This window comes from Haploplasma modicum ATCC 29102 (genome assembly GCF_000687835.1).
Taxonomy (GTDB): Bacteria; Bacillota_I; Bacilli_A; order Acholeplasmatales; family Acholeplasmataceae; genus Haploplasma; species Haploplasma modicum.
Window position 1 is genome coordinate 71,295 of record NZ_JHYB01000004.1, and the last position, 23,431, is coordinate 94,725.

Below are 23,431 nucleotides of genomic sequence, written 5' to 3' on the forward strand. Positions count from 1 at the left end.
GTTAATGGTACTTATCAAGTATAAATGTCAAGTTAAGAATGGACAAAAGGAAGTGCGGACAAAAAAGGATTGACTCTTAATTAATTTAGAAATCAACCCTTTAACTAGAATATTAAATTTTAATTACTAAAACATATATGGTTAATATTAAAATAAATCAAACTTTATAATAATTATTTAGGAATACTGTCATCTGAAATCTCATATGATTTAGATAAATATAATGATAGTTTAGCACTTGGTGGTCCAAATATTTCATATAAAACGCCAGATGAAATAATTATTGTAGATAACATGATTGCCTCATTCGGTAATCCAGCAGCTAATAAGGCCGCTGAACCGCTTGCTGCTAATCCCAATGATACGCCTGCTTGAGGAATTAATGCAAGCCCTAAATATTTTTTATTGTTTTCTGTTGATTTAGCAGCTACACTTCCTAAAGTTGCTCCACCATACTTGCCAATAATTCTTACAACAAAATAAACTATCCCTATCCAACCAATGGTTGCTAAACTTTCTAATTCCAAACGCATTCCACTCATAACAAAGAAAATAGTCAAAAATATTGGGGAAAAATATTCTATCTGTCTAAATAAAGATTCATCTTTACTTACATTTATATAAGCCATTCCCATAGCCATAACTCCAAGGAGTGGGGATACTTCAATTAAAAATGCAACACCACTAAAAATCATCAGAAAAGCAACAGTTAATATTAAGCGGTTGTCTACTGACCTATTAGGTCTATTTACTATTAGATGTAATAAAACCCCTAATATTAAACCAATAACAACCGATAAAATAGTCATAAGTATTGGTAAAAGAATAACCATAAAACCACTTTTATTACTACCATCCGCTGTAATAACTGCCATACTTACGCTAAATAAAATTAACGATACTGCATCATCTAAGGTAACTACTTGTAAAATAGTATTAACAAAATCACCTTTAGATTTTGTCTGTCTTATTGTCATCATAGTTGATGCTGGTGCAGTAGCAGATGCAATTGCAGCCAGTAACAATGCAAATTTCCACTCTATTAATCCTGTAGCTTTACCAATTAAAAACATTGTTAAAAAAACAACAAGTGCAGCAATTAACGATTCAAATAAGGTAATTATAATAATTTTATTACCACTTTTTTTTAATACATCAAGTTTCAAAAATCTACCAACCCCAAAAGCAATAAAAGCCAGTGATAAATCCGTTAAAAAGCCCATTGAGTTAATCATCTCTTTGCTGATGAATCCTGGTTTATAAAATATTTTAAGAACTGGACCTAATATTATACCCGCAAAAATATAGGCAGTTACATTAGGTAGTTTTAAAGGTTTAGTTAATCTGGTTAATAAGAATCCCATTAATAACATAATAGAAACTCCTATTAATATCATTGGAATTATATTTTCTCCTACTATTTTTTCAAGTAGTGAAACACTATATATTTTAAAAAACATAATATCTCCTCGCTTCACCCTCAATTATAGCCTCATTTTATCATTAGTTCAACTTATATTTTCTTATAGTTATATAAGTTTTGCTTATAGTATCTATTTGTGTTAAAATAAAACTGGTGATAAAATGATTGATGATAAATTATATACTTTAATTGTTCTAGAAAGAGAAAGAAATTATACAAAAACTGCTGCAATTTGCCATATTTCACAACCAGCGGTAACCCAACATATTAAGTCTTTAGAAGATTTTTATGGTATTAAGATCTTTAAAAGAAATGGACGTGAACTTCTCTTAACTATTGAGGGGGAACTATTAGTCAAAAATGCAAGAAGACTATATGCATTAAATAATAAAATTAAAAGTGAAATCGAATTAAGTTTAAAAAAACTAAAACAGTTAAATATAGGTATAACTTTAACTGCTGGCGGATATTTTATTCCTGAAATATTGAAAGTTTTTAAAGAAAACTACCCTTTAATAAAATTTAATTTTCATACTGATTTAGCTGAAAATTTAATCAACAGAATCAATAATTTTGAATTAGATTTTGCTATAATTGATGGAATTCCACCTAAAAATAATTTGAATAAAACACTTCTTTCAATGGATCAATTAATTGTTATAGCTAACAATTCACATCCTTTATTAAATGAGAAAAATGTGTCATTTGACATGTTAAAAAAAGAAGACTTCATTTTAAGACACGATACTGCTGATACAAGAAAAGCCTTTGATGCATATTTAAAAAATCACTTAGAAACTATTGATGATTTTAATATCATACTAGAAATTGATAATACCGCTTTAATAAAAGAATTAATCATTAAAGGTTATGGCATTAGTATTATGTCAAAAGCTCTCTGCGAACAAAATATTAAACAAGGAGCTATTAAAGAAATAAAAATTAATGATTTTAAACTAGAACGAGGTATATACTTAGTATATCCGCAAAATTTAAAAAATAATGAGATAATCACCTCAATCATTAATATTAAAAAATAATCTATAAAAAAAACAGTTATAAATAATCACTTTTCGGTTAATTATAACTGTTTTTATTTTTTATTTAAATATTCAAATTTTAAAACATCAATCATATTATTTATTGTAACTATAATAGGATCTTCCATCAACTCAGATAAAGCCCCTTGTTCCATTTGACGTTCTTCTTTGATTTTTTCCAAGCATACAATTGCTTTTTTTACTGTATCTTTCACTCTATCACTTCCTTTATACGCCTATTATACCACCAACTAATGATATAGCAAATTTTTGATTTAAAAATAAAAAAATCTTATAAAAAAAATCAAGGGAATTTCACCACTAACAAGCTCACTTCTTTTAAAATTATAATAATTACTTGCTTAAAACCTTCTTTATTGCTTCAACTCTAGATTCTCTCCCCATTAACTCGTAATATCTACACCAAATTTCAATCGATTGAAGAGGTATCTTGACACCATCTAAATCATAATACTCAATAATCTCTTCTGGCTTTAAAGAGCAATCAATGAGGTTATCACCATTTACAATTGAAAAACCTGCCATTACATCGACATCAACATTATCAATTATAAACTCTAAAAATACTCTTGTTTTATTTTTAGAACTTAGATTAGGTGATTGGAGTTCCCCTAATTCTAATAAAATTTTTTTAACTTGATCTATATCATCATCGATTACCATAATGTCAATATCCTTAAACTCTGATATTATACCTTTAAAATACAAGAGCATTGAAGCACCTAAAGCCCAGGTTATATTCTTTTTATTCAATTCAATGGCAATTCTCTTTAATACATTTATTTTTTTATTTGTCATCATAATTATTGATTCCCTTCAAAGTATATAACTTTATAATCTTAGTTCTACTATATTTCTTTTTTAACTAGCGATCAGTTTTTATCAATTTATACAATAAATAACCGACTTCGAGGATAAGTAGTGCACTTTTTAGTAAATTTTATGTGCATTTCTAGGGTCTCCAATGATTTTTTTTCAATCGTTAGGCTACTTTTATTATAAATAGGATATCTAATTTTCTTTTTCAATCTAGTTTCATTATCTCTGTGAGTAGCAACATCAGCACAAACAACTTCTCTTTACGCTTCAAGTATGCACTCAAAAAGACGACAAATACTCATCGAAATAATAACCTTTTTGTATTCAACCTCTTCAAATGGACCTCTTTAAATATTAGCAATATCTAATAACAACTTAAAAGCTCCTTTATTAAGTCCAACTTTTTGTCCGCACCTCCTATTGTGTACTCTTATTTGAACATTTATACCTAGTTCTTTATATTCTTGAAGCTTCTTGTATTGTTGTATACTTAACATTTGTCTCACCTCCTATAGTTTTGTTAGTACACATCAAAATCATTTACTCTCACATCTACACCACCTCCTTTAAGTCGTTTTTTTAAGTCATCAAAATAATGGGAGTCTTGGAATAGGCGGGCTCTAGATCCCTATTCTACAAGGCTGACACTGTTGGCGACAGCAATATATAAAAATAAGTCTTTTCCACCAAAATCATTATTTCTATATAACTTATCAAACTATAAAGAGAAAAGGTAGCAACTATAGCTACCAAATTAATAACATACATACGTTTGATGATAAAACAAAAAACGTCTTAATTATCATCACTTTGAATCTTCTACTTTTTTATCAATTATTTTGTAGTAGTTTTTGGTTCCAACTTTTTTCAACTCTACAAATCCTTCCTTAACCATTTCATTTAAATCTTTTCGAATTATATATTCACTAACTTTTATATTTGATGAAACATCCAAGATTGTGAACCAAGTATTTATATCAAACAACTTTGAAATCTCTTTTTTTATGTTAAAATTTTTCTCTTTATTGATATTTCTTTTAGACTTTAAAATCAATTCTGATATAAAAGGTAAACTAACTATGAATGAAAACGCCACAAAATAATCATATTCTTCCAAATTAGAGGTCCTAAAAGCAATCACTACTATTATTGCAAAATAAGCACAAGCTAATAGGAAACCATCGTAATATTTTACACTTTTCTTATTAAATAAAGGTATAAATATATAAATAGAATATGAAAATAAACCTGCAAATAACCACACTACAATCTTACCGCCGATACTATTAGGAAGACCAACAATTCCTAATAACACAATAGAAAGAATTGATGTTATACCTACTAGTAGATATAGTAATAATTGTTTAATTATTTTTTTCATTATCATTTTTTACCTGATCCTTTATCAAATAATTCGAAGAATTTTCTCCAAAAACTATTCCATCCATTTTTCTCATTAGCAACTTGTGGAGGTAGTATAGCATTCATGAGTATATTTAATTCTTCATACTCTGAATCATTAAAACTTAAAATATTTGCTAATAAATCATCCATTTGCAAAATGATTAATCTATTTCTTTCTAAGTTTTGTTCTCGTTTTTTTCTATCGACAAAATTTTGAAAGAGTGAATCTTTTTTGTCGTATTTCATTCTAAAAATAGTTATTTTAGTAAACATCATGTTTAATCGATTTTCATCGGTTGATGAATCAATGTATTTGCTTATCGTTTGTAAACATTCATCAGATATTTTTTTGAGTTCCTCGTTGTTCTTTTTTCCTGAAAATAGTCCCATAATTAATCCTCCTTAATTGATATTTATTCTAAATATACAATATTATGGTTTGAGAAAATATAAACTTGTAAAAAATCTCTTTTCCATTAATACTAAAACCTTAGTAATTTTACTTATTGATATTAAATGGTATCCTACAACATTTGATATTTTTCTAATTTATATTCGTCTTTATGCAATTTATATCTATACAAACTCCAGTTTTCTTTTCTACATAAATTCAGCATTAAACTTTGTAAGTTCTCGCTTGCATTAACTCCTAAAATGATAGATTTAACATATTTAAATGAGATGATTCTATTATCATCTTGTATGTATACAATGTTTCGAACTTCGCTTTCATAACCCCATTCTTTTGATTTTGTATATAACGCCTCAATAATGTTATTTATTAATACTTTTGTTCTACTTTCAATATCATCTTTAAATTTTTGAATGTCTGAAGGAAGCAATCTAACCCTATCTTTAGAATATTTAACTACAAATAGTCCAGACATAATATCAATGTCTTCGTCAGATATATTTATAAAGTCGTATTCAACAACAAAACCCCTATGTTTATTAGAGTAATGAGACCACATTAAAGGAATATTATCTCTTTTACTAAAACAAGTTATTCCAATATGTTTATCAATTAAATTTGATAACTTTTTCAATTCCCTATTAGCAATTTCATTAAGTTGCTCGATAGTTGTCATTATCTCTTCTTTTTCTTTTGAATCGATAGATTTGATTAAATCAATATTATCGAATGAAAAATTAACACTTGACAATGCATATTTAGAATCTTTAACAACTAAATTAGGTTGTGCTAATAGCTTATCAAGTGGAAAATCAGGATTTGTGAATACATCTAATAATTGTTTTCTGGTATTTTCATTTCGATATTTTTGATCTAGAAAATTATCCAAGAATGATTCTCGAAAATCTTCATGTGAAAAGATCAGTTTAGATATTTCCTTATTCCAATATCCATTGTTTTTCGGGAAAAATTTATCTTTCTGATGTAAACCATAATATATATCATCAATCTTAATCATTTGTATTACTATATCTCTTATCAATGATGGTTCCCATAAACTTGCTTCTACAAGTTTCTTATCTCTATTGCTTGTATCTTTAAATATTCTTTTAATATCATTTTTTCTATTTAAATTTGTGAAATAATCTAGGTTAAAAAAGGATTTGATTATGTCGTTTAGCAAGGTTTCAGTTGAATATCCAATTGTGCAATCAAATGGATCATTAAATTGGCTAGGTTTAGAGGAATATATTACATGATTGATAAGATTCTTAAAATCATAGTTAAATCCATCATTATTGTATGGATTATGTTCATCATCAAAAGAACAATACCTGTAAAGCTTGAAATCAGAATCCTTTAGCTTAGCAAGTATTTGTTTCTTTTTATCATTTGATCCTTTTAAATCTAATATCTTATCAATTTTCATGTTTGATGCCATTTAATCATCCTACCTATATCATTTATATTAATTCACAATATCAAGCTCAATAATGCTTGATCTAATTATCTTTAAATTTTACTTGACCATTCATTAATAATGGCAACAAGAAGTCTCGTAATGATGTCAATTCGTTTGATTGTTTTATATTTGCAATAATTATTTCTCTTATTTTTATTTTATTAAATTTTTTTGCTATTTCTTCATTATATGGCAACATAAATTCCAATAAATCATCAGATGTTATAACTGGCATTTTTGTTCCCTTAGAATTATTTATTGCGTATTTGAACATGTTTTCTGAAGTAAGTGTGAATAATGCTAAGTTGTAGTCTGATTCTTTTATTACCTCATAGCAGTGTATTGTTCCAGCAACTGCACCATCATAAGAAGCAATCCCTGCTTTTCTTAAATATGGACGAATTGAACCAAATAATATATCTCCCTCTTTTACTGCAAAAAGATTTGTTTCAAAATCTTTACTCGAACTTGTATCATTGATTGAAATTGAATTTGATGGCATAATACTTAAATCATATGTTTTGGACTCTTTATTGTAATCGTACACTCTATTTGTTTTCTTTACAATATTTTTTAGTTTAATAGTTTTCCACCCTTCTGGTATTTCTCGTTTTAGTTCTTCATTCCAAATCATCTTGCCGCCCGATGATTTATAAGGTTTACCCTCTTCATTTGGGAATTCAAATTGCAAGAACCAATAGTCGTATAAAGTTTTTGCCATTGTTTCTAATTCAGCATTAATCCTATTGTTGTTTCTAATTTTTATATCTAAACTATATAACAAGTTTGAAATTTTATCCTGTTCTTCTCTTGTTTTTAAGTCAATATCAAAATTTTTTATATCGTCACTATTGAGGTTTTTTCTAACACCTGCTGCTAGTTTTCTTAAAGCTATATAACTATTTTTTAGCCAATAATAAACGTATTTATAATTAGCTTTCTTATCATCAACAACTATGTTACAACAAGCCTGATTTGTACACATCTCTCTTCCTAAAATAGAAACATTACCTCTTGTTTTTCCTTCTCCATACATTGCAACAGATACAGTATTTTTTGGAAAAAGTTTGATAGATGTAGCATCTAGAGCTTGTTTTGAAATATATTCATTAGTGTCAGTTATTATAAAATCGCCTAATTGTTCTGTTTTTAGCCAAGGTATTTCTCTTTTATTCCAAAACTCATTATTTGACCTTAAAGGAGTTAACCCACTACTGATTTGAATAGCAATGTGATTTATTTTACTCATACTTTATTGCCTCCAGTTGATTCATAATTTCATCTTCTAGAGATTTTCCTTCTTCAAATAATGAAAAAAGGTTTGCTTTATATGTATTCATCTTTGCTTCGAATTCTTCTGGAGTCAGTTCTACATATTCTATTTTTACGACAAAATATTGACCAGCACTAAAAGAATAGTTCTTTTCTTTAATTTGGTTATAAGTCACTGAAACAGCAAAATCGTCCTCAACTTTATGATTAATAAATACATTAACAATTCTATCTAATTCACCTTTTGAAAGAACTGTTTTTTGGTTTTTACCAACTTTAACTTTTTCACCAAGTTTTGATGCATCCATTAATAATACTTCACCATTTGTGTTTGATTTATCGATAAATAGAACAGATACATTCGTTCCTGTATTAGCAAAGATGTTTGATGGCATAGAAATTACACCACGAAGCCATTTATTATCAATAATTTGTTGTCTAATTGCTTTTTCAATACCTGCTTGAGCAGTGATAAAGCCAGTAGGAACAACAATCGCAGCTTTTCCGCCATCTTTTAGTGAATATAAGATATGTTGAATAAAGCAAAGATAAATTGCCATTGAGTCTTTTTTAGCATTTGGTATTTTAGGTACTCCTGCAAAGAATCTTGTAGTTTTTTCCCACTTAGTTTCAATTTTGTCTCTTGTAGATGAGAAGTCTGTTTTGAAAGGAGGATTTGAAGTGATATAATCAAACTTCTTTAATCCTGATGTGTCATCACCTTTTATTCTATAATGAGCTGGAGTCTCTAGTGTATCACCTTCAATAATGTTTTCTAGCGATTCTTTCAGGCTATTTAAAAGCATATTGATTCTTAAGAATCTTGATGATTTTTGAGAAATATCTTGTGTATATACTCTGGCTTTGTTTCCAAATTTTCCATCACCCAACTCATTTGCTAAGTGAAGAACTAAAGAACCAGATCCAGCAGATGGATCGTATATTTCATAAATTTTATCTTCTACTGGTGACATATGTACCAATATTTTAGCAATAGCACTTGATAAAGCTTGAGGTGTGAAATATTCAGCATACTTTCCGCTTGCAACATTGTAGTTTTGGATGAGGTATTCAAAAATGGTACTAAAGAAGTCATAATTTCCTTCGATTGTTTCACCAAAGTCAAATCTGTCTCTAGTGATATATGAGAATATGTTTCGTGCGAAAGCATTTCTTTTTGAAGCTTCAACCTTATCACAAATCTCTGTGAATAAAGGTTTCTTTTCACCACCAGCAGTTTCTACACTAAATGACTGGTTTTCTTTGTAGTTTGATATTCTAACTAATGTTTTATCAAATTGGTCGTAAAAATTATCATCCTTAATGTGTTGTACTAGATAGTCAATTGTATCTTCATAATGGAATGCTACATCTTGTGGATATGCCGCATAGAAAGCATCAAGCATATCATCTTCATTCTTAATAACTGATTGATAGTCTAAGCCAGTATCCTTACAGAACTTGCGAAGATTAGCCATGAACTTGTCATTTAAGAACTTATAAAGGAATACAGAAGTAACAACAACTTCTTCATAAGCAGTGTTGGATAATCCATTGGTAGAACATAAACCTTGAAGGTCATCAATAATGGATTTTATATTTTTCTCTAATTCTACATAATTTTGCATATTATATTCCTCCTAAATGCTCTCTTTATAAAGTAATAAGTTCACATATAACATTTCAAGTATATCGTCATATGAGTCTTTTACTTTCTTGAATAGTTTTTCTTTGATTAAGAGAACAGTTATCTTTGCTTTTGTGGCATCAACGAATCCTTTTTTACCTTGAATAACTAATGCATCATCGTAAATAGTATCCTTAATATTATCGTAAATCGCTTTTAAGAGACTTTCAATATCTGATCTATCTATGTTTGTTTCTAAAACAGCATCACTTAAAGTCTTGACGAATGCAAAACTTCCCCCATAAGCTTGAGATAAACGATCATTTTCTTCATTTATTCTTTTTGCTTCTTCTAATGCAGCTCTTAATTCTTCAGATAATTCATCAATCGTTGCATAGTCAAATACTTGAAGTTTTTCAAATATCTTTTTGAGTAAATCTTCTAATTTTTGAATCTTAATATCTTTCTTGTTCTTGTTCTTTTGAACTTCTCTTTGAAGATCAGTTAAAACATCCTTAACTTTACTAAAATCCTCATCTTTAAGCATAAACTTGCCTAAATCAAGAATCGTGATTTTGGTTTTGATAAACTCATAAACAACTTTAATAACTTCTTCGTTATTCATAATATCAAGAGTATCAATAACCTTGCTTGATAAATTAATAAATGAAATTCTGTTATTAACAGCTTTTAAGTATTTGTTAACTTTGTCATCATCAATTAGTTTTGAATATTCTTCTGCTCTTGAAAGTTTGAATTCGACAGAGCAATCTTTAACACCTGTTAATAACTTTCTAATCTTTAATAGTGCATCCTTATTAAAGTATTGCATCATATTAACAAACGTTTCAATATTATCAGTAGGAATAAACTGTTTAAGTTCGGCTGTAATCTTATCTAATTTTCTCTTGATATCTTCTTTGTCAACAACAAGACCAGATAATGAAACTTCATCATCGCCATCTTCATTCATATCAGCTTCCAGTTCTTTAATGTAAGCATCAAGGGTATTGTTATATTCTTTCTCAATGTCTACAAAGTCTACGATATAACCATATTGGTAAACCTTACCTGTAGGACTCTTATATGGTCTATTAACACGTGAGATCGTTTGAAGTAAGCTTTGTGCTTTTGGTCCTCTTAGAAGATACATCTTTTTTAGTCTCTTAACATCATATCCCGTAGTAAGCATGTAATGAACAACTAAAATATCAGGGAAACCACTTTCTCTAAAGTTTATTTGATGTTGTTTATTCAATACACTCTGAATGGCATTATTTTCGCTATCAGACATTACTAATCCACTAGTTAATTTACTGTTATTCTTAAACCATTCATTGATTTTTCTTGCTTGCTCATTTGAACGACATACAATCATTACACCAATTGTGTTATCAGTGTTTACTAGTCTGAATTGTCTGAAGTCTTTTTCAATATATTTTGAAACACCTTCAATATAGTCGTCTGATTCATACACATCTTTACTTTCTAGGTTTTGGTTTTCGATATCTAAATTTTCTTTAATTTCAGCTTTGGCAGCTGTGTCTATTTGCTCTTTTTTAATTCTTAATGTATAACCATCAGCAATTGATTTGTCATAGAAATATTTATGAATGTAATCACCAAACTTAAGGTTAGAACGTTCTTTCTTCGTTAATAAAGGTGTCCCGGTCATGGCAATATAAATACCATTTGAATCACAGGTCATTAGGTTTTTAAAAAACTCACCATGAACGTTATAAGATCTATGAGCTTCATCAACAAAAAATATTCTTTGAACTTTTACATTGTATACATTTTCGATGACTGGCATCTTTGATTCTTCCATTAGCTTATGGATGTTAACAATACATATAGTACCAATGCCATCATTATCTTCATCAAGTGGTTTCTTAAGTTCTTTGGCAAATTCATTCCTACTTGAAACGTTAGTTACTGTAAAACCTCTATTTGTAAATTCTGTAGTTGCCTGTGTCATCAAATCAAGTCTATCAACGATAAAGAAAAATCTAGTATTCACATTCTTTTTGGCAAAGAAATCAGTGATAACTTTTAGTGAGTATGCTGAAAGAGCAGTCTTACCAGAACCTTGAGTGTGCCAGATAATACCATTCTTATCTTCTCCGCTAAATCTTTTGATAATAGCTCTAGTAGCAAAGAACTGAGGATATCTCATGATGTGCTTTTGTTTAATTGGAATTTCCTCTTGTACGTTCGTAGTAGCATTACGTACTTTCTTAATTTCAGTTAGGAACATGATGCCATAACGAAGCATGTATAAAACTCTCTCTTTATCAAATAAAGAAGTTATAAATCTATTACAAGGTGTTAAATCAGATAGATTGGTATTAAATTCTGGTGTATCAGTTTCATCTGGATTATATCCACCATCTCTAACGACATATTTAATTGTTGTTTCATCGATTTCTTTTAGTTTGTATTTGGAATGGTACTCTTTGATATCTTCTCTAAAGAATGAGAATGTTGTGCTTTGTCCATTAGGAGTTGTATAGAATGAACCTGCTTTAACTTCATCAGCAATGTCATCATCAGCATCTTCATATTCCATGTTATTTGAGAAAGAGATAAGTTGAATTAAATTAAAGTACTTTTTATAGTCATCATTCTTTAATCTCTTATTGATCATTCGTTCAAACTCAACTTGAATTCCACCACTGTTATCAGGGTGCTTAACTTCCAAGAATGCTAAAGGCATACCGTTGATTAGAATACTAATGTCAGGTCTAAATGAACCTTCTTCTGTTCCTTCTTTAATACTAAAAGGTAATTCATTAACAACAGCAAAATCATTGTTATTAAAGTCATCCAAGTCTAATAGTCGAATTGAATATTCAGATGAAAGTAGTCTCTTATAGAACTCTTTACCTAAATCGTTATTTTTGATTAATGTGTTAATTTCAGCTAAAAGCGAGAACAATTCGTCATTTGATATTGCTCTTTTATTTATTCTTTCTATTGCGATTTTAAATCTATCTATAAAAATTTTAGTTTCAAAGTCAACCCTAGCACCTTTTAATGTTTGATATTCATATCCTAATTTTAAAAATTGAATGGTTGCTGGAAATTTCACTCTTGTATCTTCATTAAAATGTAACATTATTCCTTATCCTCCAAATCAATATTATTTGCTTTACATAATTCAACAATTTTTCTTTTGATCTTAGTTGTGGGTTCATGTTTTCCTGTTTCCCATCTATTAATTGATGCAAAGGAAACGCCTAAAAGAGCTGCTAACTCTTCTTGAGTGATAATCAGCTTTTCTCTTATCTCTTTTACTAATTTCTTATAGTTCATAATATTCACCTTTTTGCTTGTAACCGTCTTGTAATTAGTATAGCACTTTTTTATCAAATCGTCCATAATTTATTAAATAAACTGTCGATTTAAATCATATTTTTCTCAAATCGTTCAAAAGTTGAGTAATCGTTCAAAACTAGCCCTAAACGTTCAAAAGTTATATATAAAATAAAAAAGAGACCAGAAAATAGCCTTAAATCTGACTACTACTGATCTCCTAAAAACTGGTGGATAGGAGTTTTATCACTTTCTGCCAACAAAAAAAGGCTTGACACTAATTGTATCAAACCTATTCATTCAATATGTGCCTGTAGACCTATTTTGATACATTACAACACCCCCACCAAAATTTACTACACCCCTAACGTTTTTTACTACACCCCTAAATTGATGGCTTTGTTATCAAATTTATTTTGTTAACGATATCTTTACATATCAAAACAACGATAACCATAAGTTAGATGACTCAATTACTAAATCATTTATCAATTTAATAAAGTTGGTATAGTCTTTTGTAGTATGTGCATAATCAAGTGAATCATAATATGTTAATCTGTTTTCATTTTTTATAATGACTGGTGTAAATCCGTTTTTCATCAAAACAAAATTGAGTAGTAGTCTTGCTGTTCTTCCATTTCCATCAATAAAAGGGTGAATCTTTACAAATTCACCATGAAGTAATGCTGCTTGAACTACAGGATGATATTTATTCCAAGAATGGTTAAAATCATAAATTAATTTTTCCATTAGTGTATATAATTGTTCATGTTTTGGTGGCACATGGCTTGCCCCGCTAATAATTACGTTTGAATTACGATACTTTCCAGCATATTCATCATTAATCTGTTTTAATATAATCGCGTGTATACTTTTAATATCCCATTCCGTCAATATAGAATCTGCTCTAACAAGTTCTTCTAAAAATATAATCGCTTCTTTGTGATTAATAGCTTCCAAATGTTCAACAACACTTTTACCACCAATAGTAATACCTTCTAAAACTACTTTGGTTTCATAAAGGGTCAAAGTACTTCCCTCAATAGCATTAGAGTTATATGTCCAATCAACAATAAGACTCTCTCTAAGTGATTTGCTGGTGTTTATATCTAAGGGCCTTTTAGAGTCTATTTTGGTTTTAAGTGAATCAACAACACTAAAATTAAAATCTAATCCTCTAAAATCAAATATTGTTTTTTCTCTTAGATCAACCGGTTTATTAGCATCTATTGGTATCATCCAATTTCTTCCAGTTTTAATTGCGCCTTCAATTCTGCCTTCGTTTAGCAAGACTCTAATTCTTCTATCGCTAATACCCCATTTAATACTTGCCTCACTAGTTGTCATATATTTCATATTAACCACCTCTTATACTTATATAATATACCGTTATCGGAATAATGTCAATTGTTTTATTTAAAAATAAATAACTTTGTTAAACGGTTTTTTCACTTACATCATATAAGATGAAATTGTTGAAAATTATATATATGAATTTATTGATATTACTTGATACCCTGCAAATATATTATTGTCAAACTTTTGAATCATATAATTATAAATGTTATCAAAATCATCATGTTGCACTGTTATTTTATTTAAGTATCCATTATTATTTTTGTCTTTCTTAGTTTCGATAATAATAAAATATATTGTGTCCAGATCTAATGTTAGTTCATCAATATTTGTTAACACCGTTTCTTTAATCAATACATTATCTAAGTTATACTCATATAATTTTGAGAAAATTACCTCATTAACCTTCTCTACTTCAATATTAAAGTTATACTCAAATTTTAATATTTCATTATAATAGATAGAAAAGTTCTTTGAATATTTAGATAAGTTTCCTAAATAAATATTGTTAGTATCAAACTCTAAATAATAATTATTACTCTCTATATTGTAAATAATGTAAGTGATATTTAAATAATTATAATTATTCGTATCTTTTATAAATATTTTAGAAAATATGGTTTCTTTATTTTCTGAGTAATCAGTAGTGCTATAATAAATTTTATTATCATGTAAAGTTTTAATGTTATTGTAAAGCTTAATGTATTGAAAAGGATAGTCTTTTGACTCTAAAAAATTATCAAAGGCAACATATTTATCATCATAATTACGATAATGTTCTAAACCGTCAGCATCAAGTATTGCATAGCCAACAACAGTTTCTGTTAACGGTACTTTTGGAAGAGTCGGAACCCCAGATAAATTATTCAAACGATTGTTAAATATTATTATTGAAGATATTATAACAATAATTAAAGAAGCTAGTCCTATACTAACATATAAGAAAAGGCTTCTATTTTTTGTTTTAATATTAGAGTAGTTATCAATTGACATTAATGCTAATTCTTCTTCATCTAATAAATCGCTAATTTTAACATTAAAAATTTCGCATATTAATTCTATGCTTTGCTTTGTTGGATATGACAAACCGTTTTCCCATTTAGAAATTGATTGTCTTGAAATGTGAATTTTATTTGCTATTTCTTCTTGAGTATAATTATTTTCTATTCGCAAGTCTTTAATTTTATTTTTAAACATCGTTAAATCACTTCCTTCGTTGATATTATACCTTACTAAATTATTTTTCAAACATGATTCTATGAACTTTATGATTGCAACCAGTTGCACTTAACATATAATCGTTAAATTGTAATAGCTATTTTAATAGTATTATTTTTAAATTAGTAAAAATAGATTAAAAATTTGCTTTTTCATTGATTTTCCGTTGTTTTTTAACTGTTTTTGACTAAAAACGATAAAAAAAGTCCAATACTTGATGAAGTATCAGACTAATGCTTTACTAATGGCGGAGGAAGGGGGATTCGAACCCCCGCACCTATTACAGCCTACTAGCTTTCCAAGCCAGCCCCTTCAGCCACTTGGGTATTCCTCCATAAGCACTATTATTTAGTGCTCTTATAAATTATAGCATATTTTATTAAATATTAAACTTCTTCTATTTTAATATTTTTTCCTTTATATTTAAATGTTTTATTGTTAATAAATGAATGACCTTTACTACTTAATTCAACTACAGTATAAGTTTGATAATGTTTAATATCACCAATATTATTATTTCTGATGTTATAGATTGATCCAAACATATCTAATATAATAAGTGGAGTTATTTTATCTTTTCTACCTAAATTAACTTTTACTAAGACTGCATTATCTTTTAACTTACTTGGTTTTCTATTTGAATCTTTTCTATCTTTTTTCTTGTTATCAGAATCAGATAAATTTGATTTCTTTTGTTTAGGTTCTTCAATAACTTCATAAACTTTTTTGCTTGGTACAAGTTTATCTAGTAATGCATTAAGTAATGCATCTTTACTAATTCCTTCTTGTTCAAATTCATTAATGATCTTATCGTATGTATTAGTATTAGCTACTACTTCTTTTTTAAGACTAATAATTAATTTATTTTCAAGTGCCTTAGCAATTATTTTCTCTGAAGGAATTTCTAGTTTATTAATTGTAGTTTTAGTAAATTTTTCTAGTTGTTTAATTTTATGTTCTGTTCTTGGTGTAAGTAGTGTATAAGCTAAACCTTCACTACCGGCTCTACCTGTTCTACCAATTCTATGAACATAGATTTCATCTTCTTGTGGGTAATCATAGTTAATAACTAATCCTACATTCTTAATATCTAATCCTCTAGCTGCAACGTCTGTTGCTACTAAGATATTTAGTTGTTTGTTTCTAAAATTACTTGTGACATAACTTCTTTCTTTTTGTTTCATGTCACCGTGTAGGCTATTTGCGTTAAATTTCTTTTCTCTTAAGAACTCTGTAATTTCATCTACTTCTCTTTTTGTATTAGCAAAAATAATATTTGAATCCATATTACTAATATCTAAGAGACGTTCTAACAACTTCATCTTATCTTCTTTTTTAACAACATAATAGTTTTGAATAATCTTAGTTGCTGTTAATGTTTCACTCTCAGCTTTAATAATTGAACTATTGTTTTGATATTCTTTAGCAATTCTCTTAATTTCTTGTGGAATTGTTGCGGAAAACAATGTTGTTTGTCGCTCTTTAGGAGCATTTTGTAAAATAGCTTCTAAATCTTCTTTAAAACCCATTTTAAGCATTTCATCTGCTTCATCAAATGTAAGTTGTGTTAACTTAGAAAAATCTATTGTACCCCTATTTAAATGATCAATAATTCTCCCTGGAGTTCCGATAATAATATGTGGTTTCTTTTTTAATGCGGTAAATTGTCTCTCATATGATTCACCACCAACAATTGGTGCAACTAATATATCCTTTTGGTATTTAACAAGTTTTAAAAACTCATTATATACTTGGATTGCAAGTTCTCTTGTTGGACAAAGTACTAAACTTTGTGTTTCTTTAACTAACTTAATTTTTTCGATAATTGGAATAGCAAAAGCAAATGTTTTACCAGTCCCTGTTTGTGCTTCAGCAATAAAATCAAGTCCATCAATCATTTTTGGGATTGCTAGAGCTTGAATTGGAGTTAAATCTATTAACCCTAAATCACTAATTGCTTGTTTTGTTTCTAATTTTATTTCTAATTCTTCAAATTTTGTATTCAAAATATATCCTCATTTCTAATAGCCTTTATAACTATACCATAAGTGAGTATATAAAGATAGTATAAAGAGAAAGAAATATTTTCTAACATTTTTTAACTAAAAAAGATATTATTAATAATAGTTTTATCTAAGCAAATAAAAAGACTTCAAAATGAAATCTTATTATTTTTGATATCAAATATTCAATTAATATAAAAATGTTGTTTTAAAAATACTTATAACTTTTTTATAATTTAATGTCTAATAATTCTTCTAGTTCTTTAATTACTTCATGATTAGTAAAATAAAGTTTATCAAGATATACTAACTTACCATTTCTAAGTCCAAATCCGTAATATATAACTTCATGGGTCTTTATAGTTTCTGCTTCTAAATAATTAAATTTTAGAATTATCTTATACCAATAATTTTTTTCATCAACTTTTTTCTCTTTAGGTTGATACTTAATTTCATTAAATAAATTATAAAATGAATTTACTATATCAGAATCATCAAAACTATAATTAGTAAACTCTTTAATATATTTTTTATTCTCACGAAATGATACATGAACATTAACTAAATCTTCACTTTTAAATGGAAGCGTGTAAACCGGCCATGATTCTGTATCTAATTTACATGAACTTAAAATAAATAAAAAAACTAATGAAATTATTAAACTAAATACTTTTTTCATAAACATCACCTACTGTTTAATTATATCATTTAATAAAAATAAAGGATAAGAAAATTCTTATCCTTTGATAGTTTATTTATTTAATACTAGTCGGCTATCTTTAAATGATTCAATGATTGCATAATCATCTTCTTTAACGATTACTAAACTTGTATTTACATAATCAATAATATTTACTACTCTTTGTGGTGGAATAGCAATTAATAATTGAATTGATAAACTACTATAGTATTTCATCATTGCATCAATTCTTGTATCATCCATGTTATTGAACGCTTCGTCAAATAGCACAATACATCCTGAATTAATACGTTTATTTCTAGATAGTAATTGTTGGAATGAAGCAGCAATAACAATATAGAATGGAACTTGGGTTTCTCCCCCACTCTTTTCCTTACTTACTTTACTAAATAGAGACTTAGTACCATTTGAGTGACTTACTTCAATGTCATAGCTCATATATTTTCTGTAATCTAAGAACTCAAATGTTAATTTATCATATTCCGGATTACTTGATGCTATTTTATTAAATAATTCCATTAATAATTGTTCATTACGTTTTGATAAACCTTCTGTAAATAATTTATGATCTTCAAGTGAACTTGAATCCATAAACATATTATAATATTGTCTATATTCTGGATCTTCACTTGCTTTATAAATTAATTTGTAAGAGTCTTTACCAAACTGTTTACCTTCTAGGGCAATATTTAAATCCTCAATTTGTTGTTTTGCAGCATCAATTGAACTTCTAAGTTTATTAACAAACTCTTCTTTAAATCCAATTTCTGAGTTTCTTCTAAGTTCAGTTGCTTCATGTTCAAACTTCACTAAGTTATTGTTTCTAATAATATTTGCTTCACGTAAATAATTATCTAAGTGTTCAAAGTTAGGTTCACTATTAAAGAAATATTCTCTATTATACATACGCATTTGATTTTGAAGTTCTGTTTCTTTTCGTAAATTGGCATTAGTTAAACTAACTTTTTCTTTAGTTAATTCTTCGCTAATAGTTGCATGGTTTTTAAACTTTTGTTTGAGCGCATAAAACTGAGTATTAGCATGACTAATTTTTTCTGGATAATTTTTTGAAAAATCGTCTTGTTTTACACTATATTCAAATAGTTTTTGTTTTGCACTTTCTAATGCTTCATGAACTTTTTCAATTTCGTCTCTAACTGATCTAATATCACCAATAATACGTTCTTGGTCTAATTTTGCTTGTCTTCTTCTATTTCTTTCAACTTCAAGTTGACTTTCTAACTTAGCAATGCTTGGTGTTTTAGATAATTCTAATAATTCTTCTTCAACTTTAATTACTTCTCTTCTTAAATCTTTAATAACATCAAAATATTTAAGTTCATTTTGATGAATTATTTGATTTGATTTTAAATTAGATAATAATCTTAAAATTGTATTATAGTTAGTTGTTATACCGTGTAGTTGTTCTAACTTTTTCTCTAAAGCTTTTAACTCATCTAGTTCAATTGCAAGCTGTGTTTCAATTGAACTATTTCCAATAAATGGAATTTGATATGTTTTTGGGTTTAACTGTCTAGCAGTATAGTTAGAATAGGTCATACAACTAGGTGTAATTGAACGCATATGAAGTTTTAAATCTTTAGCATCTAAAACAGTTATAACATTATTTAGAAGCATATTTACATAGTTTCTAGCATGAGAAATACTTGTATCTACCTTGCTAGCTAAACTCTTAGGATTAGTTTCATGGAATTCACTTAGTTTTGAAGTATTTACTAACCCAACATTATAAATTTGTTTTTCAGTCTTAATTTCATCATAAATTGCAAGTGCTAAATCAAAGTACTCAGGTTCAACAATAATGTTAAACTTTTGGTTTCCAAGTTGACCTTCAAGGGCATCACGCCATTTTTCATCATTAACTTCAATTAATTCAGCAAGCGGATAAACTTTAATTTCTGTATTATAGTTATCACTTAAACGTTCATTTAATTCTTTGATTAAAAGCTGAACTGCATATGGATAAGTTTTAACATTACGTTTTAGGCTATTAATTCTTTCTTTAATATAATATATTTCATTAGAAAGGCGTTGTTTTTCACTTTCTTGTCTTTCTTTTTCGATATTATAAGCTTGAATATTTGCATCTTTATCGTTTGCTACATCTACTAATAAACTTTCTAACTCTAAAACATTTAAATTAGATTCATTTTTTTGGAAATATGTCACAAAATCTTTAAATGATCTAACGTTTATATGATTAGATACTTCTTTTAAGAGATTAAATTCATCAATTAACTTCCCGTTTAATTTAACAACAGTTTCTTTAATATTTTCATATTCAATTTGTTTTTTATTAAAGTTTTCACGGTATTGATTAATGGTTCGTTCTAAGTCATCATTACTTTTTAGTGATTCTAAGTTACTAATTTGAGCTTCAATGCTCTCAAGTTCCAAATCAATTCTAACTCGCTCTTCGCGGTATTTAACAAGTGTTTGATCTAGACTTCTAGTTTTATCTTCATTTTGTTTAATATAGTTTTCTCTTTGCTCAGTATAGTTTAGTCCTTCAACAATTTCATTGATGATTAACTGATTTCTATTACTTTCAATTTCTTCACCAACCATACTTATTGCATCAAGCTTGCCTAGTTTTTCTTTGTCTTTTAATATTTGTAATTCAACTTTTTTAAGTTGTTCAACGTTATTTTTCAGTGCTCTAATATCTACTGGATCATCATCTAATAAAAACTCATAAATAAAAGCTTGTAAATCAATTGGCTTAAATGCTAATGCTTTTGGTAAAATTTTTGCATATTTTCTAGCATCCATTCCAAAAAATCCAGCAAGTTCATCACGATATGCTTTTTGGGTATCAAAAGTTTTAAACTCTTTTTCTAGATCTTTCGTGATAAAATCGCGCATTTCTTTATAGTCTTTGGGATATTTACCATTTAAAAATAGTGAATCATGAATTGAAAGATCATTTGCTACATAAAATCTTTCTTTGATGTTACTTGATTTTGGTAAATCTAAAATAACTCCAATAATACTATATAAATCTTCCTCTTCATCATAAAACTCTAAAGCAACATGACTGATAACATCGTGTTCACGCAAGTATTCTTTAGTTTCCGATCCAATACGACCTCTAACATATCCTTCTAGCGTTCTTTTAGCATCTTCGTTAGCAGCAATATTAAATTTAGCTCCACTTCTACCACCAACTAGTAAATACTGAATGGCGTCAAGTAAGGTTGATTTACCACTACCATTTTCACCACTGATTAGGGTATTATCATTTATTTCAATTGTTTGGTTTGAAAATAAATGCCAGTTTACAAGTTTAATTTTCGTTAATTTCTTCATTTAGATTGCTCCCCTCTAAATAACCATCTAGTCTTTCAACTACTTCTTTAATTCCATCTAGATTTGTTATATAAAGAATAGTTGGATAGATTTTAATTCTTGCGTCATCTGATAAACTTCTGTCGATATAATCGATAATATTATATCCTCTTAAAAATGTTAGAGCTGGTTTTAATTCATTTTTAGTAATTCTCTTATTATCTAAATAACCAATTCTTGCTAGTTCATCATGAATTTCATATAAATAAACTTCTAAGTCATCATCTAGTGTTACTACATCTTGTTTTCTTTGGTATATAATTCTTAGAACTAATATTAAAATACTCTCTGTTTTTCTTAAAGTAATATGATTATATCTTTCTTCATTTACAATATAAACTACATCATCTTCACGCTTAATTGTAAGTGAGAAATCTATTAAGGCAAAAAATGCTTTAAATAGTTCTTCGTAAGCCAGAATAAATCTATAGTCATTACTATCTCCAGGTTTTCTTTTTGTTAAATAATTTACTTGTAGTAATTTATTAGTAATACGTGAAAAATTTGTTTTTTCCGTTTCTTTAAAATCACCATAATTTTGAGAAAATGCTTTTAGTGCGCTTGTTTTATTCATAACTTACTCCTTTGTGAAAAATTTTAAAATCATTGAAACTTACAAAATTACTTACTACTTCATTATTGAGTAATTCAATATCATATTCCATCCCAACCGATTTAGAATATAGGAAGATTAATACTAATTTTATATATTCCTCTTTACTATTTACGATAATTTCACTTGCTTTAAGACTTCTTCTATCCCTTAACAATTCAAGAACATATTTATTAATTTCACGCTTACTATAAATACTGTTTTCTAAGATTTTTTGAATTCTTCTTTCTTTATCTTCTTCTGTAAAGAAATCCTCGGTGTCAAATAGTTCTTCTGGAATACTATCCATTCGATATCTTCTTTGATTATAAAGTGATGCTGTATCAAGGTTTTTAATTTGAGCAACATTTAAGATACTATTAAAATCAAAATCATCGTCACTTAATACTACTTTGAATAATCTGTTAAAGATACCTTCAATATCATCTGAGTGATTTGTTAAATAAAGGATCTTAGAAGCTGTTGCTGAGATATATTGTTCGTTTTTACGGTCAATATCGATGATTAGATTATCTAAAACGTTAAATGAATCTTGAATAAATCTTAGTTTATTTTCAATATAACTAAATGCTTCATTGTAATCATCTATTCTTTTATCTTGAATAACCTTTGAGGCTAAAATATCCATAGTTTCAACATTATCATAAATAACACTTACTCTTTTTAAGATTGCTCTTTTATATCTTGGAAGACTATCTTTGGTCTTTAAGTTATAATATGAAGTATCAAAGAAGTTTTGTTTGTATTCAATTAAGAGTTTTTCTAAGATATTTTGCAAGTTTTCTTTTGAACGTTTTTTTGTTATGTCATAATAATATCTATATATATTAGCTTTTAGTGCTTTTAATTTTTTAATAATTTCTAAAGTCTTCTTATAAGATTGTTCGATTACACCAATACCTTCTTCAATTGTAAAGGAGTTAAGTAGTGAATATACAGCAAAAATCTCACCTGTATACTCATCTTGTCTTGCATTTACAATATCATCAAGTAGTGAAATAGTTTTTATACTATAATCAAAAAGATTCAATGATATTTTATAATCACCTAGTTCTTCTTCACCAATCCAACCATTGTTTTTAAGAACATTAATTACATAATTAGCTTTTTGTCTTGATGTATTTGGTTTATTATTTTCTGTTACATCTACAAATTCTTCAAGTGCAATATCATCAAAATAATCTACTAATCTTGAAACTACATATTCCCTATCACCTTGAAATGATTCTTCAATACTATCTACTGCATTATAAATAATAAATAAACAGTCAACATACATCCTTTTATTAGGTGAAGATAGAATTGAGAAAAAGTTTGGATTTAGTTTATCAAATAAATGTGCCATGTTTTCCCCCTAATAGTAAACTTTTATATATT

The 23,431-nt window shown here is 27.6% G+C and carries 19 protein-coding genes and 1 tRNA gene; 1 reads left to right on the forward strand and 19 read right to left on the reverse strand.

Annotated features, from left to right (window positions below; translation table 11 throughout):
• Window positions 1-173 precede the first annotated feature (173 nt).
• Window positions 174-1,460, reverse strand: a complete 1,287-nt coding sequence (locus tag T352_RS0103995; RefSeq protein ID WP_210994355.1) for a cation:proton antiporter — start codon at window positions 1,458-1,460, stop codon at window positions 174-176.
• A 124-nt stretch (window positions 1,461-1,584) separates the two neighbouring features.
• Between T352_RS0103995 and T352_RS0104000 the strand changes: the two genes are divergently transcribed.
• Complete coding sequence (locus tag T352_RS0104000; protein WP_026391864.1) at window positions 1,585-2,463, forward strand: LysR family transcriptional regulator; 879 nt, start codon at window positions 1,585-1,587, stop codon at window positions 2,461-2,463.
• 53 nt (window positions 2,464-2,516) lie between these two features.
• On the opposite strand, the gene T352_RS07120 is transcribed toward T352_RS0104000, so the two are convergent.
• From T352_RS07120 to T352_RS0104090, 18 genes are all read right to left on the reverse strand, one after another.
• Window positions 2,517-2,678, reverse strand: a complete 162-nt coding sequence (locus T352_RS07120) for a hypothetical protein (protein ID WP_156951194.1) — start codon at window positions 2,676-2,678, stop codon at window positions 2,517-2,519.
• 139 nt (window positions 2,679-2,817) lie between these two features.
• Window positions 2,818-3,285, reverse strand: coding sequence for a hypothetical protein (locus T352_RS0104010; RefSeq protein ID WP_035345248.1), 468 nt, complete (start codon window positions 3,283-3,285; stop codon window positions 2,818-2,820).
• A gap of 365 nt (window positions 3,286-3,650) precedes the next feature.
• Window positions 3,651-3,800: a hypothetical protein gene (locus T352_RS07125; protein WP_156951195.1), complete on the reverse strand. Its 150-nt coding sequence runs from the start codon at window positions 3,798-3,800 to the stop codon at window positions 3,651-3,653.
• Window positions 3,801-4,108: 308 nt separating this feature from the next.
• Window positions 4,109-4,684 carry a hypothetical protein gene (locus T352_RS0104020; RefSeq protein ID WP_162151189.1) on the reverse strand — a complete coding sequence of 192 codons (576 nt, stop codon included), beginning with the start codon at window positions 4,682-4,684 and terminating at the stop codon, window positions 4,109-4,111.
• 2 nt (window positions 4,685-4,686) lie between these two features.
• Window positions 4,687-5,097 carry a hypothetical protein gene (locus T352_RS0104025; protein ID WP_162151190.1) on the reverse strand — a complete coding sequence of 137 codons (411 nt, stop codon included), beginning with the start codon at window positions 5,095-5,097 and terminating at the stop codon, window positions 4,687-4,689.
• 134 nt (window positions 5,098-5,231) lie between these two features.
• Window positions 5,232-6,560: a DUF2971 domain-containing protein gene (locus tag T352_RS0104030; RefSeq protein ID WP_026391868.1), complete on the reverse strand. Its 1,329-nt coding sequence runs from the start codon at window positions 6,558-6,560 to the stop codon at window positions 5,232-5,234.
• Between the two features lie 61 nt (window positions 6,561-6,621).
• Window positions 6,622-7,830 (reverse strand): restriction endonuclease subunit S, encoded by a 1,209-nt coding sequence (locus T352_RS0104035; RefSeq protein ID WP_035345251.1) that lies wholly within the window; start codon window positions 7,828-7,830, stop codon window positions 6,622-6,624.
• Window positions 7,823-9,481 (reverse strand): HsdM family class I SAM-dependent methyltransferase, encoded by a 1,659-nt coding sequence (locus T352_RS0104040; protein WP_026391870.1) that lies wholly within the window; start codon window positions 9,479-9,481, stop codon window positions 7,823-7,825. Before T352_RS0104040 ends, T352_RS0104035 begins: the two co-directional genes overlap by 8 nt.
• A gap of 12 nt (window positions 9,482-9,493) precedes the next feature.
• The gene (locus T352_RS0104045; protein ID WP_026391871.1) at window positions 9,494-12,598 is read right to left on the reverse strand and encodes a DEAD/DEAH box helicase family protein; all 3,105 of its coding nucleotides are present in this window, start codon (window positions 12,596-12,598) and stop codon (window positions 9,494-9,496) included.
• Window positions 12,598-12,795: a helix-turn-helix domain-containing protein gene (locus tag T352_RS0104050; RefSeq protein ID WP_035345254.1), complete on the reverse strand. Its 198-nt coding sequence runs from the start codon at window positions 12,793-12,795 to the stop codon at window positions 12,598-12,600. Before T352_RS0104050 ends, T352_RS0104045 begins: the two co-directional genes overlap by 1 nt.
• A 438-nt stretch (window positions 12,796-13,233) precedes the next feature.
• Complete coding sequence (locus tag T352_RS0104055) at window positions 13,234-13,986, reverse strand: Fic family protein (RefSeq protein WP_407918977.1); 753 nt, start codon at window positions 13,984-13,986, stop codon at window positions 13,234-13,236.
• 291 nt (window positions 13,987-14,277) lie between these two features.
• The gene (locus T352_RS06910; RefSeq protein WP_051615822.1) at window positions 14,278-15,348 is read right to left on the reverse strand and encodes a helix-turn-helix transcriptional regulator; all 1,071 of its coding nucleotides are present in this window, start codon (window positions 15,346-15,348) and stop codon (window positions 14,278-14,280) included.
• Window positions 15,349-15,614: 266 nt separating this feature from the next.
• Window positions 15,615-15,703, reverse strand: a tRNA-Ser gene (locus T352_RS0104065).
• A 52-nt stretch (window positions 15,704-15,755) separates the two neighbouring features.
• Window positions 15,756-17,375, reverse strand: coding sequence for a DEAD/DEAH box helicase (locus T352_RS0104070; RefSeq protein WP_026391874.1), 1,620 nt, complete (start codon window positions 17,373-17,375; stop codon window positions 15,756-15,758).
• A 226-nt stretch (window positions 17,376-17,601) separates the two neighbouring features.
• The gene (locus tag T352_RS0104075) at window positions 17,602-18,051 is read right to left on the reverse strand and encodes a hypothetical protein (RefSeq protein ID WP_026391875.1); all 450 of its coding nucleotides are present in this window, start codon (window positions 18,049-18,051) and stop codon (window positions 17,602-17,604) included.
• A gap of 72 nt (window positions 18,052-18,123) precedes the next feature.
• The gene (locus T352_RS0104080; protein WP_026391876.1) at window positions 18,124-21,402 is read right to left on the reverse strand and encodes an ATP-binding protein; all 3,279 of its coding nucleotides are present in this window, start codon (window positions 21,400-21,402) and stop codon (window positions 18,124-18,126) included.
• A complete protein-coding gene (locus tag T352_RS0104085; RefSeq protein WP_026391877.1) occupies window positions 21,380-22,015 on the reverse strand; it encodes a DUF4194 domain-containing protein in 636 nt (211 codons plus the stop codon). The genes T352_RS0104080 and T352_RS0104085 overlap by 23 nt, the downstream gene beginning before the upstream one ends.
• Window positions 22,008-23,399, reverse strand: a complete 1,392-nt coding sequence (locus T352_RS0104090) for a Wadjet anti-phage system protein JetA family protein (protein ID WP_026391878.1) — start codon at window positions 23,397-23,399, stop codon at window positions 22,008-22,010. Before T352_RS0104090 ends, T352_RS0104085 begins: the two co-directional genes overlap by 8 nt.
• Between the last annotated feature and the right edge of the window lie 32 nt (window positions 23,400-23,431).

What these genes read in the sequence shown, in the direction of transcription:
- T352_RS07125 (WP_156951195.1), bottom strand. Translation starts at nt 3,800, where the DNA reads ATGTTAAGTATACAACAATACAAGAAGCTTCAAGAATATAAAGAACTA.
- T352_RS0104090 (WP_026391878.1), bottom strand. Translation starts at nt 23,399, where the DNA reads ATGGCACATTTATTTGATAAACTAAATCCAAACTTTTTCTCAATTCTA.
- T352_RS0104010 (WP_035345248.1), bottom strand. Translation starts at nt 3,285, where the DNA reads ATGATGACAAATAAAAAAATAAATGTATTAAAGAGAATTGCCATTGAA.
- T352_RS0104080 (WP_026391876.1), bottom strand. Translation starts at nt 21,402, where the DNA reads ATGAAGAAATTAACGAAAATTAAACTTGTAAACTGGCATTTATTTTCA.
- T352_RS0104045 (WP_026391871.1), bottom strand. Translation starts at nt 12,598, where the DNA reads ATGTTACATTTTAATGAAGATACAAGAGTGAAATTTCCAGCAACCATT.
- T352_RS0103995 (WP_210994355.1), bottom strand. Translation starts at nt 1,460, where the DNA reads ATGTTTTTTAAAATATATAGTGTTTCACTACTTGAAAAAATAGTAGGA.
- T352_RS0104020 (WP_162151189.1), bottom strand. Translation starts at nt 4,684, where the DNA reads ATGAAAAAAATAATTAAACAATTATTACTATATCTACTAGTAGGTATA.
- T352_RS0104025 (WP_162151190.1), bottom strand. Translation starts at nt 5,097, where the DNA reads ATGGGACTATTTTCAGGAAAAAAGAACAACGAGGAACTCAAAAAAATA.
- T352_RS0104085 (WP_026391877.1), bottom strand. Translation starts at nt 22,015, where the DNA reads ATGAATAAAACAAGCGCACTAAAAGCATTTTCTCAAAATTATGGTGAT.
- T352_RS0104000 (WP_026391864.1), top strand. Translation starts at nt 1,585, where the DNA reads ATGATTGATGATAAATTATATACTTTAATTGTTCTAGAAAGAGAAAGA.
- T352_RS0104040 (WP_026391870.1), bottom strand. Translation starts at nt 9,481, where the DNA reads ATGCAAAATTATGTAGAATTAGAGAAAAATATAAAATCCATTATTGAT.
- T352_RS06910 (WP_051615822.1), bottom strand. Translation starts at nt 15,348, where the DNA reads ATGTTTAAAAATAAAATTAAAGACTTGCGAATAGAAAATAATTATACT.
- T352_RS0104035 (WP_035345251.1), bottom strand. Translation starts at nt 7,830, where the DNA reads ATGAGTAAAATAAATCACATTGCTATTCAAATCAGTAGTGGGTTAACT.
- T352_RS0104075 (WP_026391875.1), bottom strand. Translation starts at nt 18,051, where the DNA reads ATGAAAAAAGTATTTAGTTTAATAATTTCATTAGTTTTTTTATTTATT.
- T352_RS0104030 (WP_026391868.1), bottom strand. Translation starts at nt 6,560, where the DNA reads ATGGCATCAAACATGAAAATTGATAAGATATTAGATTTAAAAGGATCA.
- T352_RS0104050 (WP_035345254.1), bottom strand. Translation starts at nt 12,795, where the DNA reads ATGAACTATAAGAAATTAGTAAAAGAGATAAGAGAAAAGCTGATTATC.